Genomic DNA, 16,237 nt, shown 5'->3' with positions numbered 1-16,237 from the left:
ACTTCCATGGCTCGCGTACTTCTAGATTCAGAAGACTATAACGCCGCAACAGACGGCGCGGAAATTCTGGGTGCCGCAGGCACCGAACAAGTCAACATCTTTCCCGGCGTGACCGGTGTTTCGGTTGCCGCAAATGTCGAGCGGGTCGACCTGTCCGGCAATATCGCCGATTACACCTTCCGCGCTGCGGGTGAGACGCTTCAGATCACCGACACCTCCGGCAACGTGATCGCAACGGTCTCCGGGGCGGGCAACAAGCAGATCGTGTTCCAGGACGGCGCGCTCGACGCGGCCTACGATCCGGCGACGACAACCCTGACCCTGGGCGGCGAGACGATCGTGTCGGCCCCGGCGGCAGCTGCCCCCATCACACCGGCGGCGAGCGAGATCGACACGGGCACAACATCCGACGCGCCTGATGGCACTGGCGGCCCCGGTGGTCCGGGCACGACCAATGAGCTGACCACAGGTAACGACGTGCTCGCCGGTACAGCAGGCAATGACACGTTCACAGGCGACGCAGGCACTTTGCAGGCTGCAGACACGGTGGCAGACTCATCGACGTCTGACAACGACACGCTCAACGTGATGCTTGCAACCGCTGACTTTAACCAGGCGGCAACCATCTCCAACATCGAAAACATCAATGTTGAGATTGACGAGATTGCAGGCGCACTAAACGTCGTGGATGCGACAAATATCACCGGCGCAACAATCACACTCGGGTCCAGCAAGTTGGGTTATAACGGTGTGGCCGGTGTGACCAATGCAGGTGATAACAATGTCACTGCCGGAGACAACGTTACAAGTCTAACAGTCGCCGGTGTAGAAGACAGCATCGTCGATGCAGGTGATGCAGACACGGTCGCGATCACCGCTGCGGCGACTGAGACCCCGTCCGTGATTGTGAATGGCGATGTCGGTTTGACGATTAATACGGCAACAACAGCTGAAATCACCGGCACTGCAGATGCAGAAATCGCTCTCACGGCAGCTGCGGTTACCGAACTGACTGTTAATGGCACAGGTAATCAAACAGTAATTGCTGATGGCCTCGCAGGTGATGAAATCGTCAATGACAAGACATCTGGCACTTTGACGGCGGCGATTGATGCTGCTGCAACCGTGGACGTTGAGGATTGGAGCGTTGACAGCATCGACGTTAACGTGACGGGTGTTACCGTCGATGAAGTCGATGGTGCCCCCGTTGCAATAACTGATAGTGGTTTCACAACGGTTGTTTCTGGCTTGAGCGCAACAGACACAGACCTTGTCGTGTCGACAGCCGATGATCAGACATCCCTCACAGTTGACACTGCCAATTCGGCGACCATCAATGTCACGGCGGATGCCACGCTTGCAGCTTTGGCTGTGGGTGGGATTGACACAACCATTGATGTTGCAGGTGACGTCGTAGTCACGGCCTTGACATCAACCGGTGAAGTCGCAATCACCGGTATGGGCGACGTTGAAATCACAGACTCTGGAAACGCGACAGCGGTTGATGCGTCTGCTTTGACAGGTGAGTTGACGCTTGTGTCCACACTGACAACTGCCGATTTTGAAGCATCCGCAGGTTCCGGTGGCTCCGAGATCACCATTAACACGGCAACAAATACAGCCGCGATCACCGGCGGTGCTGGTGTCGACGAGGTGGATGCCTCGACCGTTACAGCTGGCACGATCGTGTTTGAAGGTGACGCTGGTGATGACACGCTTCTTGTGTCCAGCATTACCACAGGCGGCACGCTCGTATTTGACGGTGGTGCCAACGACGACACGTTGCAGCTTGATACAAGTGCTGACCTTTCCAGTGTCAATGTCACCATCGCAAATGTCGAAACGCTTGATCTGGTCGCGAACGCAACTGTTGCAGCGGACCAGATCTCTGGCGAGGCGTTGACTGTTACAGGTGACGGCAGTGCGAACAGCACGCTTTCGATCTCCGGTACTGCAAATGATGATACCATTGATCTGTCTACGATCACTGCGAGCTCAATTGCGACGACCGGTGGCGTCGTGTTTGAGATCACTGGCGGTGCCGGTGCCGATGAGATGTCGGCAAGTGGTACTCTCGACACGTTTGTTTACACGGTTCCAGCGGAATCGGACGCGACAAACACAGACACGATCACCGGCTTCGCTGGTGGCGCGGACGAGATCAAGTTTGTGAACTCCGTAACTGTTGAGGTCCTGTCGACGGCTGTAACCGGGGCCACTCTTGGTGATGCGGTCACAGCGGCCTTTGCAGCGGCTGACGCGGCGAATGACTCTGGTCTGGAAGCACTCCAGTTTACTTATGACGGCAGCACATATGTTGCAGTTGAAGGTACAGCGACAGGGGATGCCACCGGTGCGTTGGTGATCGAACTTGTCGGTCTGACCGGTGCGCTTGATGCGGGTGATTTCATCGCCTAATCGCCTCACAGCGATCTGAGCAATCCGAATTGGGCCACCTCCGGGTGGCCCTTTTCACGTTCGGAGGCCGCCGACAGATCAGGCCATCTTTCGATCTTTGGGTGGGTCATAAGACACAGGCCGGGGCAGGGCGCGGCGGTATAGTCCGCTTCGTGTTCCCTCCGAATCTTCCCGGTTTTTCAAAAGGCTCCAGACCATGCCGCGCATCTTTCTGACCGATGAAACCTATATTGTCGCCAATGACGGCGCGCTGGTCTTTGGCAGTGCGGGGGCCGAACAGGTGGTGTTTCTTGACGGGGTCAGGGGGGCCGCCCTTGCCAGCACGGTCGACCGGATCGACCTGCCCGGCCCGATCGCGGATTTCACCTGTTCCAGCTTCGGCAATTCACTGACCATCCGCGACGGATCGGGCGATATCATCGCCGCCATCAGCGGGGCTGACAGCAAGCTGATCGCGCAGGGACAGCGCGTTGTGGTGGATGGTACGGCGGTTGAAACCGCCGAGGCGCAACTGGCCGAGATACAAAAGCAATATACCGTGTTCCAGAGTGAGCGTTTGCCGATTTTGAAATCACTGATGGTGGTTTGATTAAGAGAGTTGCTCTGGATGGGGCTATTCGTTTTCAAGGCACATTTCTTATGATCGTTGAGTTGGACAGTATATTTAAAGCGCTCTTGAATAAGTTTGGACCACTTAAATCTGTCTGAGGATTTTATATTCTAGGTGGCTAAGTGTTTCTTACGTGATCAGATTTTTGAGAAGAGCTGTAATTAATCTTGGGATTCAGCGAAGCGTACGATATCAATTTTGCGTGCGTAGATTATTGGAACATATTAAAAGACGAATGCGTCTGGAGTATAAACATGTCTAACATCTTTCTTACCGCGAATGATACTTTCACGCAGTCCAGCACCAATACCAATGATACCATTTCTGGTCGTGCTGGAGGTTCCGAAACCGTAATTTTGCAAGGCAACCCGATCGGGACCACTCTGGATGGCAATATCGAAACCATTCAGGTTGCGGGCACGGCTGCTAATACTACGCTGCAAATCAATGCTGTCACTGGCCAGCTTAATTTGACTTCGGGAGGTTCTGTCTATGCCACGTTTTCGGGTGGTCTTAACCAAGCGATCGATCTTCAGTTCACCGATGGCAATGTGACGCTCAATCAGACGGGGGCAAACAGCTTTACAATCGCCAATCCAACCAATGCGGCAAGCATCGCCACAATCACCGCGACCACACCGCAGGCGGGCAGCGCTGTAACCCTCGGCACTTCTATTTCGAACGCCGGCAATACTGGTGGTACTGGCGGATCCGGACCTACATATGCTCTTTCCCCGAATGCGATCACTGTCGACGAAGGCGCAACCACGACATTCACTCTGAATACCACAAATGTCGCCGCTGGAACCGATCTGGCCTATACCATCACCGGCGTCAGTGCTGCTGACATCACAGGGCCGCTTGCCGGAACAGCAACAGTTGGGGCAGGGGGAACGGCGAGCATCGCGGTTCAGATCGCTGCGGATCAGCTGACCGAAGGACCCGAGACCCTGACCCTGTCGCTTGACAACGGTGCGGCCTCGGCGAATGTTACCGTGCTCGATACCTCTGTTGCACCCGGAAACATCTATATCTCGGGGCAGGGGGGCAATGGCGTGGTGTCCAATTTCAACATTGAAGTGGTGTTCGATGGTGTGTTCACAGCCGGACAGCGCACAGCGTTCGAGGTTGCGGCCGATTATCTTTCCGCTTTGATTCCCGGTGACGTGCCTGATCGGGGGGCGATTGACGACATCCGCATCACTGCACGGTTGGAAGATATTGATGGCCCGTTTGGTGTTGTGGGTTCTGCCGGTCCAGACGACCTGCGTCCAGGTACTTTGCTGCCATCGGAAGGCAGTATGAGTTTTGATACCGCCGATGCGACACGAGAAGTCGCAGACGGTACTTTTGTTGACACAGTTGCGCATGAGATGTTGCACGCGCTCGGTTTCGGCACCATCTGGGAAGCAGAATTTCTTGGCCTGCTTTCAGGGACGACCGACCTGCGCTTCACTGGGCCAAATGCAATCGCGGCATATGAAGCGATTTTCGTTGCTATCGCGACTGCAGATGCAAATTCCGCGACCGGTGTTCCTGTTGAAACTGATTTTGGGCCGGGGACGGCGAGAGGCCATTGGGATGAGGCGACATTCACAAATGAAGTGATGACCGGTATAGGGGGCAGTGCCGATTTTATGTCCGGCATGACCGTCGCGGCGCTTGAGGACATGGGATATGACACGATCTTCGACGTCAGTATACCCGCAGCCACCATGCCGCAGTTGAGCGATTTTATGCTTGCTTGATCGGGATGTTCAGACGGCATCCCTTCGGACAGCCAATCACGGGCGGGATTTCTTTTTGCAGGACGGTCCAGAGTTCGGTAAGAGCGCCGAAGACATAAACGGGTCCACATCAAAAGGAGACCGACATGGCCAAGATCACCATCGACGGCAAGGAATATGACAGCGAGACTCTGCCGGAGGATGCCAAGACCAATATGCTGAACGTGCAATATTGTGATCAGAAGGTACAAGAGCTCAAGCGCGAGCTGGCGATTGCGCAGACGGCGCGCAATGCCTATGCGCAGGCGCTTAAGGGTGCGCTGCCGAAAGACGCGTAACCGCGTCGGCGGGGGCTGGCGCATATGCCACGCATCCGCACATGGTTTTTTCATACAGTTCCGGCAGGGTGACGATGCGCGTACAATTGCATCATCACCCTGTCTGGTGTATGGATTGCGCCAATTAAACGGTGTTCGGGCGGGCAGGCCCCGAGTTCATAAACAGGTATCGGCCCTGATAAAATATAAAGGACGTTTGCGCCCATGAAAGCCACGTCACCCCTCAAGAAAGCATATGGACGGTTCAAGGCGATCATCTTCGCCACGGTTGTGTTCAGCTTTTTCTCGAACCTCCTGATGTTTGTCGGGCCGCTTTACATGTTGCAGGTCTATGACCGCGTGTTGGCAAGCCGGAACGAACTGACCCTGATCATGATTTCGGCCATCGCCGTGGCCTTGTTGATCACATATGGGTTTCTGGAATTCATCCGCTCTAAAATGCTGGTGCGGGCGGGGCTGCAGTTTGACGATATGCTGGCCAATCCGGCCTTCAACCGCGTGGTGCGCAAACAATTGCTGGCCCCGAATTCCGGCGCGCATGCCACCTTGCAGGATGTTGACCGGGTGCGCGAATTCCTGACGGGGCAGGGGATTCTGTCGTTCTTTGACGCGCCCTGGGTGCCGTTGTTTCTGGCGCTGTGTTTTGCCTTCCATCCCTGGCTTGGCATGGTGGCCACTGCTGGTGCGGTGATCATCTTTATTCTTGCGCTGACAAATGAATTTGCCACCCGTGGGCTTTTGCAAGAGGCCGGGACCGCCAATCAGGGGGCGGCGCATTTCGTGAACACCACGGTGCAGAACGCCGAGGTGATCCGCGCGCTTGGCATGGAAAAGCCGCTGACCAATCGCTGGCTCAAGCAGCATGATGAGGTTCTGGATGCCCAGGCCAAAGCGTCGGGGCGGGCAGGGGCCATTATGGCGTCGACCAAATTCGTGCGCATGTCGCTGCAGATCGCCATTCTGGGCACCGGGGCCTATCTGGCCATTCTGCAGCAGATCTCTCCGGGGATCATGATTGCGGCGTCTATCGTGATGGGCCGCGCCCTGGCACCGGTGGAACAGGCCGTGGGCCAGTGGAAGCAATTCGTGGCCGCGCGCCAGGCGCATAAGCGTCTGACAGAGATTTTTGAAGTGCTCGGCGACGAAGAAGACCGGATGCAGCTTCCGGCGCCCAAGGGCAACCTTGTGGTGCAAAACCTGATCGCGTCGGCACCGGGTTCAAAAAAGCCAATTCTGAAGGGCATTTCCTTTAACGTGTCACAGGGCGAGGTGTTGGCGGTGATCGGGCCAAGCGGGTCCGGCAAATCCACGCTGGTGCGCCATCTTGTGGGCGCGATGCAACCGCAATCCGGTGCCGTGCGTCTCGAAGGTGTGGAGCTGCACCATTGGGACAGTGACCAGCTGGGCCGCTTTATGGGGTATATGCCGCAGGATGTGAAACTGTTCCGCGGCACGGTGTCCGAGAATATCGCACGCTTTATCGACAATGTGCCGGACAAGGATGTCATTGCGGCGGCCACCCTGTCGGGGGCGCATGAAATGATCGCCACGCTGAGCGATGGGTATGACACGGATGTGGGTGACGGTGGCAACGGTCTTTCGGGCGGTCAGCGGCAGCGTGTCGGCCTGGCCCGTGCGGTGTTCCGCGAACCCAGCCTGATTGTGCTGGATGAGCCCAATTCGAACCTTGATGCCCATGGCGAACAGGCGTTGGCCAATTGTATTCAGGAAATGAAAAAGCGCGGCAAGACGGTGGTTCTGGTCACGCACAAGGCCAACCTGCTGGCACTGTCCGACAAGACCCTGATGCTGGTGAACGGCCAGATCGAGAAGTTTGGCCCGACCCGTGAAATCTTTGCCCAACAGGCGCAGCAGCAGGCCCAAGCCAAGGAAGCTGCAGAAAAGAAAAAGGCCGAGGCGCCGACAGAGGCTCCGGCCGTTGTGAGCATGGCGGACACGCCGCGCGCCTAGACAGCGCCGGCCTGTCCTGAACAACACTGACTTACCGCTCTTGAGGAGCTGACACATGGCGCAAAAGCCCAGTCCGAAACCCGTGGCCCTTGCCGGCTTTGCCCTGATCTTCCTGACCTTCGGTGTGTTGGGAAGCTGGGCCGCCGTGGCCAAGCTTGACAGCGCCGTGGTGGCACCCGCGACAATCTCTCTGGAAGGGAACCGCCGGGTCGTCCAGCATTTCGAAGGCGGAATTGTCGAGGAAATCCGCGTCAAGGAAGCGGATTCCGTCGAACAGGGCGACATCCTGTTGCGTCTAAGCGCGGTCGAGGCCCGTTCCAACCTTGGGGTGCTGTCCACCCGTCTGGACGTGGCCCGCATGATCGAGGCGCGGCTTCTGGCAGAGCGCAAGCTGGCGGAGGACATCGTCTTTCCGGCCGATCTTGTTTCCGGCGAAAACCAGATCGTCGGGGCGGTCCGCGAAGATCAGGAAGATCTGTTTCGCGAAGGCCGGTCGATCCTGAAATCACAGGAAGACATCCTGCGCGCGCGTTCGGGTCAGATCGAGGTGCAGATCGAGGGCCTGGAATTGCAGAAATCCGCCTTTCAGCGCCGGATCGACAATTACACCGAAATGCTGGACCGCATGCGGGACGGCGAAAGCCGGGGGCTTATCCAGGGCAACGTGCTAAGCCAGCGTGAAGACGAACTGATCGAGATCGAGGCCAATCTGGGTCAGGTGATCTCGGACATCGCGCAGGCGCGGGCCAGCATCGGCGAAACCGAATTGCAGATCCTGCAATTGACGCAGGAATACCGCCAGAAGGCCAATACCGAACTGGAGCAGATCCGGGCTGAAATCAGCGAATTGCAAGAGCGCCGCAAGGTGGCGGAAGACGTGCTGAACCGCACCGAAATCCGTGCTCCGGGATCGGGCACGATCCAGAACCTCAAGGTGCACACAGTGGGATCTGTGGTCCGTCCGGGCGATATCCTGATGGAGCTGGTGCCCGAGGATGAAGAGCTGATCATCAATGCGCGCGTGTCGCCGATCGACAAGGACAACGTGGCCCCCGGCCTGTCAACCGAAGTGCGCTTTACCGCGTTCAAAACCAAACTGACACCGATCATGCTGGGATCGGTTGAAACGGTCTCTGGCGATGTCATCACACCCGACAACCCGAATGAGCCGCCTTACTTCCTGGCGCGTGTCATCGTGGACGAGGCCGATATCCCGGCTGAAATCAAGGACCGCCTGACCGCCGGTATGCCCGCAGATGTGATCATCACGACCGGCGAACGCACTGTTGCGAACTTTATCGTGTCACCACTGATGGACGCGGTGCGCAAAAGCATGATCGAAGAATAAGCGCCCTGGGCAAGATATCGTCTGACAATACCTCCGCAGGACGCCCCATTCAAAAGGCCGCCGCTTTGAATAAAGCGGCGGCCTTTTGCTGTGACAATGCCCGTAGAACGTGTCGTGTTCACACGCCACGTCCCAAGCTTTTGATTGCGCACGTTAAAGGAGCCCGAAACCGGTTCCCACTTTTGCGCGACATGCTCAAAAAGATCAGGCGATCATGTCAAATTGTTCAAAGTCGGCCTGAAGCCCCACAAATGAAATCGTCCGCCCGTCTTCGGCTTCCCAATGGATGGTCGATGTTTCGCCACCGGTCTGCGCGCTGACATCAATCATGATCACGCCATTGTTGCTCTTGAGGAAATAGATGTCGCCATCTTTTGCTTCCAGAAACTCGATCAGTTTCGATGCAACGGAATCAAACTCACGATAATTGGTGCTTGCCTCTGGCAAGGATGTGTCGATCCAGCCAAACAGGGCAAAGGCGTCTTCTTCCGACAGGCCAGAGCTTGTTTTGAAGGTCAGATGACCGACTGTGATTTCATCCAGCGTCGACCAGTTCTGCACCGCCTCTGTCAGAGTTTGCAAAAGCGTATCCTGCACCGCTTCGGTTCTGAGACCGCCTTCTCCCTCGGCGGTGTCACGCGGGTCCACGACATCTGGCGACAGCTCGGTCGGTGTCTCGGTATATTCCGCTTCGGCGTCCGCGCCCTTGTCGCGGATAACAACAGGGGCCGTCGCCTTGGCGGCAACCAAGACCTCGTCTGTGCCCATGTCGTTTGACAGATTGGCCAATTCCTCTGCCGCAACCGCGGCCTCTGATCTGACGTTCGCGGCCTCTGCAAGCTCTGTATTGAGCGACAGATCCAGACCAAGAAACTCGGCCAGCATCGACAGAAGGGCACCGCCCTCGGCATCGTCGGGAAGATCAAGCTGTGCGACCTGCTGCGCGTCTGATCCATATTCCGAAAAACCCAGCTCTTTCAGGTTTTCCAGGACCTTGCGCTGATTGTCGAGCAATACCGTTTCCGACATGAACCCCATTGCAATCGCTATGGTGCTCAGACCCATTGTGAAGGCGTTGTTCTGAACGGTCAGGCCTTGCTGCTGATGGAGCGTGTCGCGCATCTGGATCTGCTGATCCGCCGCGTGAGTGTCGGCGTCGACACTGCCGTCCTTGACCATCTGGTCCCAATCCAGCGTGTCGTCTTCGAGGATCAGATTGTCTGGTGTGTCTTCGATCTTGTTCACGGCAAACATGCCGTCGAAATCCAAAAGCCGGTCGGTGTCCGCGTCGCTGTCCTCTGGGGCCAGCAGTACCAGCTCTTCAGAGGCCAGGAACAGGGTCCAGATCAATGCGGCAAGCATGGCAGACGGGTGCAGACGCACCTTGCCGCCACGCTCAAACCGGACCACGCGGCGTTCCGTGTCTTTGTCAGAAATCTGTGCGGGCATCGCCTGATTGGTGAAATCCGCAATCAATTCGTCAAAATCGGCACCGCGCAGCGGGCGTTGAACATTGGGGCTGTCCAGAATGTAGACGCCGTCAATCCGGCACAGATGAATGAACACCTCGCCGTTCATATGGCAAAACACAAACCACGGATCACCCTCGTCTGTGACACCCCGATCTGTTTCGATCGGCACATTGGCGGCACCAAGCAGCTGGCGCACACGGAACAGATTGGCCAGTTCCTGATTGCTCCAGTCTTTCTTGGGATCGGGAAACAGCGCGGCGGGCAAACCGGTCTGAGTGATATCTCCAAGACTGACCGCACCATCCTCGCTTGTCCGGAACGACAAGGTCTGGGTCTCGTCGGTCAGAAAGCCCTGCCCAGAGGGGGCATCGCCTTTATTCCGGAAGGTAAGGATTTTCGCCATAGGGGGATCGTCCCGATCAATCTTCGTCGTGTCGTACTGTACCGCTGATTATCGTAACGATCCAGCAAAGATACGCAGCATCGGCGCTCCGGTCTGGTGCCCGGATCGTGCGTCAGCCCGCGTCTTCGAACAGGATCTGATAGGTCAGCGGTTCATAATAGCGCAGCAGTTCCCGAACAAAGCTTTTCGGCTCTTGTCCAAGTGCCACGGCCCATTCCGCATAGCGATGCGCGGGAATTTTGCCACGACCGTTTTCCAGCTGCGAAATGAAGGTGTAGTAATCCAGTGACAGACGATCCGCGAGATCGCGCTGCGACAGGCCTTCCGCCTCGCGCAGCGATTTCAGCCACAGACCCAAAGTCGCACGGTGTTCCTTGGCTTCTTCAGGCGTCGATTTATGCAGCTCTGCAAGCATGGGTTAACCCTCAATTGGCAGCATCGGGGAAACACACCCGTCGAGTGAAAACAGGGGTGTTCAGTGATCCACTATATAGCAGGTTTTCGCCGATGGCAAACGCTCACATAAAGATGTGATCGAAAATGAGGAAAATCACTGTTGATGGATAGATGCAGTGCCCAAGATATGTTCACCCCCCTGAATTTGGTAAGATCAGGCGGCATTTATAGCCCAAACCGGTGTGCTCCGGTCAGGGTTCCACGGCGCGGGGCTGAAATTTTCCGGATTACACCCCGGCAGGTAGCCCCAGCAACGCATCGGCCCGGGAGGTGGCGTCATCCATGAACTGTTCCAGCGCCCGGCCCAGGGTCTTGCGATCCATGCTCCGCAGTGGGGTCCGGGTGTCCGGGTCATAACGGGCAAAGACCTGTGCGCCCTGGCCGAACGGATAGGGAAAGAGCATGCGATCCCAGGTTGACAGGTGTTTGCCGCGGGTGGTGGAAAACGCGTAGGCAAAGATCGGCGCGTTCAGGCGGCAGGCCCATTCCAGCGGTGCCGATTGCAGGTGATGTGCGGGGCCGGACGGGCCATCGCCCGTCATCACGATGCTGATCCCGCTGTGAAAGCGCTTGAGGATCTGACGCGAGGCGACAAGGTTGGATTTGTTGCGCGACATCTCGAACGGGGTCAGGCCTTCCTGACGCTGCATCACCCCCGAGATCCGCCCCATAGGGGACCGGTGATGCAGGCTTGAGGCGGGGGCATGGGTATCCGGCCAGTGACGGGCCCCCATCATCATGCGGCTGTGCCACATCATCAGCAGAACCGGACCATCGGCCAGCGCCGCCTGCAACACGTCCAGACCTTCGATCTGCCAGCGTGTGGTGCGGTCGCACAGCGCCAGATAGCGGGTGATCAGCGTGCCAGGGAGCGCCGAGAAGGCGGCTGATTTCTCGATCCGTTTGCGCAAGGACATCGGGCAGGGCCATTTCAATTGACGACCCCTCCTGTTTCGCGATCTCCGCCCATGATGGCAAGCAATCACATGTGGGGGCTGACCTTGTCTGCATTTCGCGTTAGAGGCAGGTTCACGACCCAGATGGAACTCTGCATGGCCCAGCCCAAACTCCCGAAAGAGCCAAAAGAAAAGCGGCCCATGTTCTCTGAACTGGACCGCGCCAATATTCGCTGGTTCTGGGACAATTACCTGAAATCCAAGGCCCCGTGGCTGCTCGTTGTGCTGGGGATGATCACCATTCAGGGGCTGGTGTATCAGCAGTTCCTGTCGCTCACCGAAGACGGGCTGCGGGTGATCTTTGAAAGCGGCGCAATGGGCGATCTGGTGCGGGTCTGTGCCGTGGTGTTTGGCCTGTTCACCACGCGGGCGATCATTTCCTATCTGATTCCGCGCCTGTCGGTGCGGCTGGCCAGCGACGCGGTGATGAAGATGCGGCGCGATCTGATTGATTATCTGATGACGCTGGACCTGGCGTTTTTCGAACGCACCCAATCGGGCGAGATCATCCTGCGGCTGGTCAACCAGTCCCAGGGGCTGAGCACCTTTGTCGGCCAGGCCACCGTGAACGCGCTGCGAGATGCGGCCACGGTGATCATCGTGTCGGGCTATCTGATCTACAAATCCCCGGTGCTGTTTTTGTCGGCGGCGATCATCCTGCCGACAATCCTGCTGTTGCTTCAACACGTGTCGGCCAAGATCAAGGGCATTCAGGCCAAGGCGGAAAACGCGCTTGGGGCCTATATGACCGGCATCGACGAGATGTCATCGGGCATGCGCACGGTGAAAATCGCCGGTCAGGAACCGATGGAGCGGGACCGTCTTGTGACCTCGACCAAGAACATCCGCAACCTGTCGATCCGCCTGCAATCGGCGCAGGCGCTGGTGCTGCCGGCGATCGATATGATGGCGGCGGTGGTCTATGTGCTGGTCATCGGCGGGGGTGGCTACATGGTGCTGTCAGGCGATTTCGGGCTCGATGGGGCGGGGATCATCGCCTATCTTCTGGGGCTTGTTCTGGTGTTCGATCCGGCGCGGTCGCTGGCGTCGTTCTTTGCCAAGCTGCAGGCGAACCTGATCATCCTGGACGGGGTGCGCAGCCTCTACCGTGAAACGCCGACGATCTTTGACAAACCCGGCGCGCATACCGATTTCGACACCTCAGCCGATATCACGCTGCAGGATGTGTCTTTCGGCTATACGCCGCAAGATCCGCTGTTTGAGGGGCTGAACATGTCGTTCCCCGGCGGCAAGGTCAGCGCCATTGTGGGCGCCACCGGGTCGGGCAAGACCACCGTGCTCAGCCTGCTCACCCGGCTGTATGACGTGACCGGCGGGCAGGTGCGGATTGGCGACACACCCATCACCGATCTGAAGATCAAAGCGTGGCGGTCGTCCTTTTCGGTGGTGGCGCAGGACATCGTGATCTTCAACAGCTCGATTGCCGACAATATCCGCTACGTGCGCCCCGATGCCACCGACGCCGAAGTGCGCGCCGCCGCCGAAGCCGCCGAGATCGCCGGGCTGATGGATGACCGCGGAGACAAGCCGCTTGGCCCCAAAGGCAGCCAGCTTTCGGGCGGGCAAAAACAGCGCATCGCCATCGCGCGGGCGTTTTTGCGGTCCTCCCCAATCCTGCTGCTGGACGAGGCCACATCGGCGCTGGATCAAAAGACCGAGGACCGCGTCAAACGGGCACTCAACCGGCTGTCCGCGGGCAAGACCACGCTGATCGTGGCGCACCGGCTGTCGGCCATCACCCATGCTGACTGGATCTATGTGATGGATGCCGGAAAGATCGTCGAACAGGGCACCCATGCCGATCTGATGGCGCAGGGCGGGCTTTATGCCGGCATGTATGGCGCACAAAAGAAAAGCTATAACTGACGGCGTTTCAGACCCTGTTCCGCACGCGCCAGATCGCGGGGCAGGGTGATCTTGAAATTGTCCTCTTCCCCCTCGACCACCTGCACGGTCAGCCCGGCCAGGCGGGCGATCTCGACATCATCCGCAGCCTCTGTGTGCACCGTCCGATGCGCGTCCAAGATGGCGTCATAGCGAAAGCCCTGCGGGGTTTGCGCCCGCCAAAGCCCGTCACGCGGAACCGGGGTTGTGGCGAAAAAACCGTCCGTCTGCCAAAGCGCATCCACCACCGGCAAAGCCGCAAACGCCCCATCGGTCTGTGCCAACGCGTCAATCACCCGGAGGATCAGATCGGCCGAACATTGCGGCCGCGCGGCATCGTGGATCAGCACATGGGTGGGCGGCGCATCCTGCAACGCCTCCAGCCCCAGCCGCACCGACGCCGCCCGCGACGCGCCACCTGTCACCGGAGGCATCAGACGGGAATCCGTGATCGCGGATGTGGCCGCTGTGTAGAGATGTGCATCATCAGGATGGATCACCACCTGCACGCTGTCGATCCGATCCAGCGCAAGAAAGGCGTGGATCGTGTGATCAAGCACCGCCCGCTCGCCAAGCTTAAGATACTGCTTGGGCGTCTCCCGCATCATCCGACTGCCCCGTCCGGCAGCAACGATAAGGACAGCATTGGTCACGACATCTTCCTTTTCAGCCACCGCATGTCTCGAAGGGATCACAAGATCCCAACAGATCTGCAAGACATTTGATCGTACGATGACGTCCTGTTAGATAACATGTTGTTTTCTAATAGGAGTTGCACTTCCGAGTGGTGCGCGCCCTGCTCGATATATAAAATCTCATAAGGTTAATTATGTAATAAATGTGAGTATTTGCTCTAAAAAGTGTAAGCACTCCGGGTGCGATCATCGTCCAGCATGACCTGCATGTCGCAGTCATATCGTGGCTGATGTCGCTACATGGTGCGAAGCTCGAACAGATCGCCATAAAGAAGAGTTTCAGACGGCAAATGCGCGTCAAGCCAGCATTCAATTGACCTCAGCCAGCTTTTTGCAACAGCACCTGGCGCGAGGGTCCGCCTGCTGGTTTGGATGCCGCTCGCTTGGTCATGTTCTGCCCGCGGCGGCTTTGAGAGCGTACACAATGGGCGATCCGGAGCCTGGCTGGGGGTCTTCCGGCTTTTGAGCCACCGTCGGCTGTATCTTGCCAGTCTTTGCCCGGTTTCGCGGAACAGCTGATTTGTGTGTTGCAGGCTGTATGGTCGCTGCATTGAAATTATAGCGCGTTGTTCTGGAGCCTGCCTTATGAATGCCGAAGCTGACTTCATTCAGGCCGAGCGGATCTTGCGGATCGAGAGCCCGTTGGGCGCGGATGTGCTTCTGGCGCAGAAGCTGAGCTTGCGGGAGGCGATCTCGGAGCTGTTCGAGGGGCAGGTCATTGTCCGGTCCAAGACCCCCGATCTGGTGCCGCAGGATCTGCTGGGCAAAGCAGTGGATGTCCCTGGGGCTCGATGTGGAACACAGCGCAACCGAGCGTGTCGGTGAGACGAAGATCACGAATGTCGGACGGGATTACCGGGTTTCCGTCACCGGGAACTTCAAGGAAGTGATCGGAAAGCGGAAGGTCATCGATGCGCACGAGGAAATCCTGATCCGTTGCGGGGCGGCATCCTTGCTGTTTCGCGCCGACGGCGGAATTGAATTGAACGGCCGACGTCTCGATATCGATCAATCTGAAGCTGTGAAGATCACAGCAGGCCGTATCGATCTGAACTGATGCGTAAAGGGTGGGCATTCGTTGCATTGATCGCGCTCGTGGGTATCGGCGGCTTCGCGCTGTCTTGGACCGGAACGGAGGACGACGTGAAAAGTGATTTCACAATCTACATGGAGGAACCAATCGTCANGGAGGGGGGCGTGGTGATCATCCAGCCTGAGGCGGTTGATCTGGAGGGCGATGAATTTACCAAGCTTACGACCGGAACCCACGAGCTGACGATCTCGTCGCAGGTTACCATTGTGCGTATTCAGTATCCACGCGACGGGACTTACGTTTACAGATTTGCATCAGCCAACCCGCAGAAATATCCCGGTACGAACGGAGGAATCAAACAAATTGGTGTGGGAAGTGCTGGGGACCGTCATCCAGATGGAGAAGAATGGGAAGAAATTCCTACTGTGCTTACGCATCATTTCGAAATACCGGGCGGCAACTGGACTGAGAGTCAAAGCCGTAGGCTGCAGTCTAGTCTTCCTAAAGGATATCTAACCACACGGTATGACTGCAATGAGCAGCGTTTTGCGTTGGTTTGTGATGCTGTAGATGGAGACGAACGCCGATGAGTGTACTGCGAGTTCTTGTGCGTTCTTTTCATCCATTGTCCAACTTTGGTGTTGCAGGCCTAGGATTTCATGGTGACAATCGTGGATTTAGCCATGACGAAGGAGTGACATCAAGGATAACTGCAATCGTCCGGTTAAACTTGCAAACAGGAGAGGTTAAGTCTGAAGACCTCGGCTCAGACCCAAGTGTTAGCCTCTTCGGTCTGATCACCCAAGACTATGCCGACCCCGACACATGGCCCGAGATACACCTTGTTCGGCGGCTCCATTGACCCCTACCGCCCGGACGGCGATCAGGGCGCGCAGGTAAGCTTC

The 16,237-nt window shown here is 57.4% G+C and carries 13 protein-coding genes; 9 read left to right on the top strand and 4 right to left on the bottom strand.

Going from position 1 to position 16,237, the window contains the following annotated elements:
* Nucleotides 1-6 precede the first annotated feature (6 nt).
* The 6 genes from ACG74X_RS20465 to ACG74X_RS20440 all read left to right on the top strand — a co-directional run bounded on the left by ACG74X_RS20465 (nucleotide 7) and on the right by ACG74X_RS20440 (nucleotide 8,412).
* Nucleotides 7-2,418, top strand: coding sequence for a beta strand repeat-containing protein (locus tag ACG74X_RS20465; RefSeq protein ID WP_411237180.1), 2,412 nt, complete (start codon nucleotides 7-9; stop codon nucleotides 2,416-2,418).
* Nucleotides 2,419-2,614: 196 nt separating this feature from the next.
* Entirely contained in the window at nucleotides 2,615-3,007 is a 393-nt protein-coding gene (locus ACG74X_RS20460) for a hypothetical protein (protein ID WP_411237179.1), read from the top strand.
* Between the two features lie 188 nt (nucleotides 3,008-3,195).
* Nucleotides 3,196-4,776, top strand: a complete 1,581-nt coding sequence (locus tag ACG74X_RS20455) for a leishmanolysin-related zinc metalloendopeptidase (RefSeq protein ID WP_411237178.1) — start codon at nucleotides 3,196-3,198, stop codon at nucleotides 4,774-4,776.
* Nucleotides 4,777-4,901: 125 nt separating this feature from the next.
* Nucleotides 4,902-5,093, top strand: coding sequence for a hypothetical protein (locus ACG74X_RS20450; RefSeq protein WP_411237177.1), 192 nt, complete (start codon nucleotides 4,902-4,904; stop codon nucleotides 5,091-5,093).
* Between the two features lie 204 nt (nucleotides 5,094-5,297).
* Nucleotides 5,298-7,064 (top strand): type I secretion system permease/ATPase, encoded by a 1,767-nt coding sequence (locus ACG74X_RS20445; protein ID WP_411237176.1) that lies wholly within the window; start codon nucleotides 5,298-5,300, stop codon nucleotides 7,062-7,064.
* A 55-nt stretch (nucleotides 7,065-7,119) separates the two neighbouring features.
* Nucleotides 7,120-8,412: an HlyD family type I secretion periplasmic adaptor subunit gene (locus tag ACG74X_RS20440; RefSeq protein ID WP_411237175.1), complete on the top strand. Its 1,293-nt coding sequence runs from the start codon at nucleotides 7,120-7,122 to the stop codon at nucleotides 8,410-8,412.
* 204 nt (nucleotides 8,413-8,616) lie between these two features.
* On the opposite strand, the gene ACG74X_RS20435 is transcribed toward ACG74X_RS20440, so the two are convergent.
* The 3 genes from ACG74X_RS20435 to ACG74X_RS20425 form a co-directional block, all read right to left on the bottom strand.
* A complete protein-coding gene (locus ACG74X_RS20435) occupies nucleotides 8,617-10,287 on the bottom strand; it encodes a hypothetical protein (RefSeq protein WP_411237174.1) in 1,671 nt (556 codons plus the stop codon).
* Nucleotides 10,288-10,399: 112 nt separating this feature from the next.
* Entirely contained in the window at nucleotides 10,400-10,702 is a 303-nt protein-coding gene (locus ACG74X_RS20430) for a helix-turn-helix domain-containing protein (RefSeq protein ID WP_411237173.1), read from the bottom strand.
* A gap of 268 nt (nucleotides 10,703-10,970) precedes the next feature.
* Nucleotides 10,971-11,660, bottom strand: a complete 690-nt coding sequence (locus ACG74X_RS20425) for a lysophospholipid acyltransferase family protein (protein ID WP_411237172.1) — start codon at nucleotides 11,658-11,660, stop codon at nucleotides 10,971-10,973.
* Between the two features lie 135 nt (nucleotides 11,661-11,795).
* On the opposite strand from ACG74X_RS20425, the gene ACG74X_RS20420 reads away from it, so the two are divergent.
* The gene (locus ACG74X_RS20420; protein ID WP_411237171.1) at nucleotides 11,796-13,586 is read left to right on the top strand and encodes an ABC transporter ATP-binding protein; all 1,791 of its coding nucleotides are present in this window, start codon (nucleotides 11,796-11,798) and stop codon (nucleotides 13,584-13,586) included.
* On the opposite strand, the gene ispD is transcribed toward ACG74X_RS20420, so the two are convergent.
* Nucleotides 13,577-14,257: a 2-C-methyl-D-erythritol 4-phosphate cytidylyltransferase gene (gene ispD / locus ACG74X_RS20415; protein WP_411237170.1), complete on the bottom strand. Its 681-nt coding sequence runs from the start codon at nucleotides 14,255-14,257 to the stop codon at nucleotides 13,577-13,579. The genes ACG74X_RS20420 and ispD overlap by 10 nt on opposite strands.
* 627 nt (nucleotides 14,258-14,884) lie before the next feature.
* On the opposite strand from ispD, the gene ACG74X_RS20410 reads away from it, so the two are divergent.
* Together ACG74X_RS20410 and ACG74X_RS20405 are read left to right on the top strand one after the other, a co-directional pair.
* Nucleotides 14,885-15,124, top strand: coding sequence for a hypothetical protein (locus ACG74X_RS20410; RefSeq protein WP_411237169.1), 240 nt, complete (start codon nucleotides 14,885-14,887; stop codon nucleotides 15,122-15,124).
* Nucleotides 15,093-15,356: a hypothetical protein gene (locus ACG74X_RS20405; protein WP_411237168.1), complete on the top strand. Its 264-nt coding sequence runs from the start codon at nucleotides 15,093-15,095 to the stop codon at nucleotides 15,354-15,356. Before ACG74X_RS20410 ends, ACG74X_RS20405 begins: the two co-directional genes overlap by 32 nt.
* Nucleotides 15,357-16,237: the final 881 nt, after the last annotated feature.

It is taken from the genome of Marivita sp. S0852 (genome assembly GCF_046591575.1).
In the GTDB taxonomy this organism is placed as follows: Bacteria; Pseudomonadota; Alphaproteobacteria; order Rhodobacterales; family Rhodobacteraceae; genus Marivita.
The sequence above is the reverse complement of the archived record's forward strand: the minus strand, read 5'-3'. Positions and strand labels throughout refer to the sequence as shown.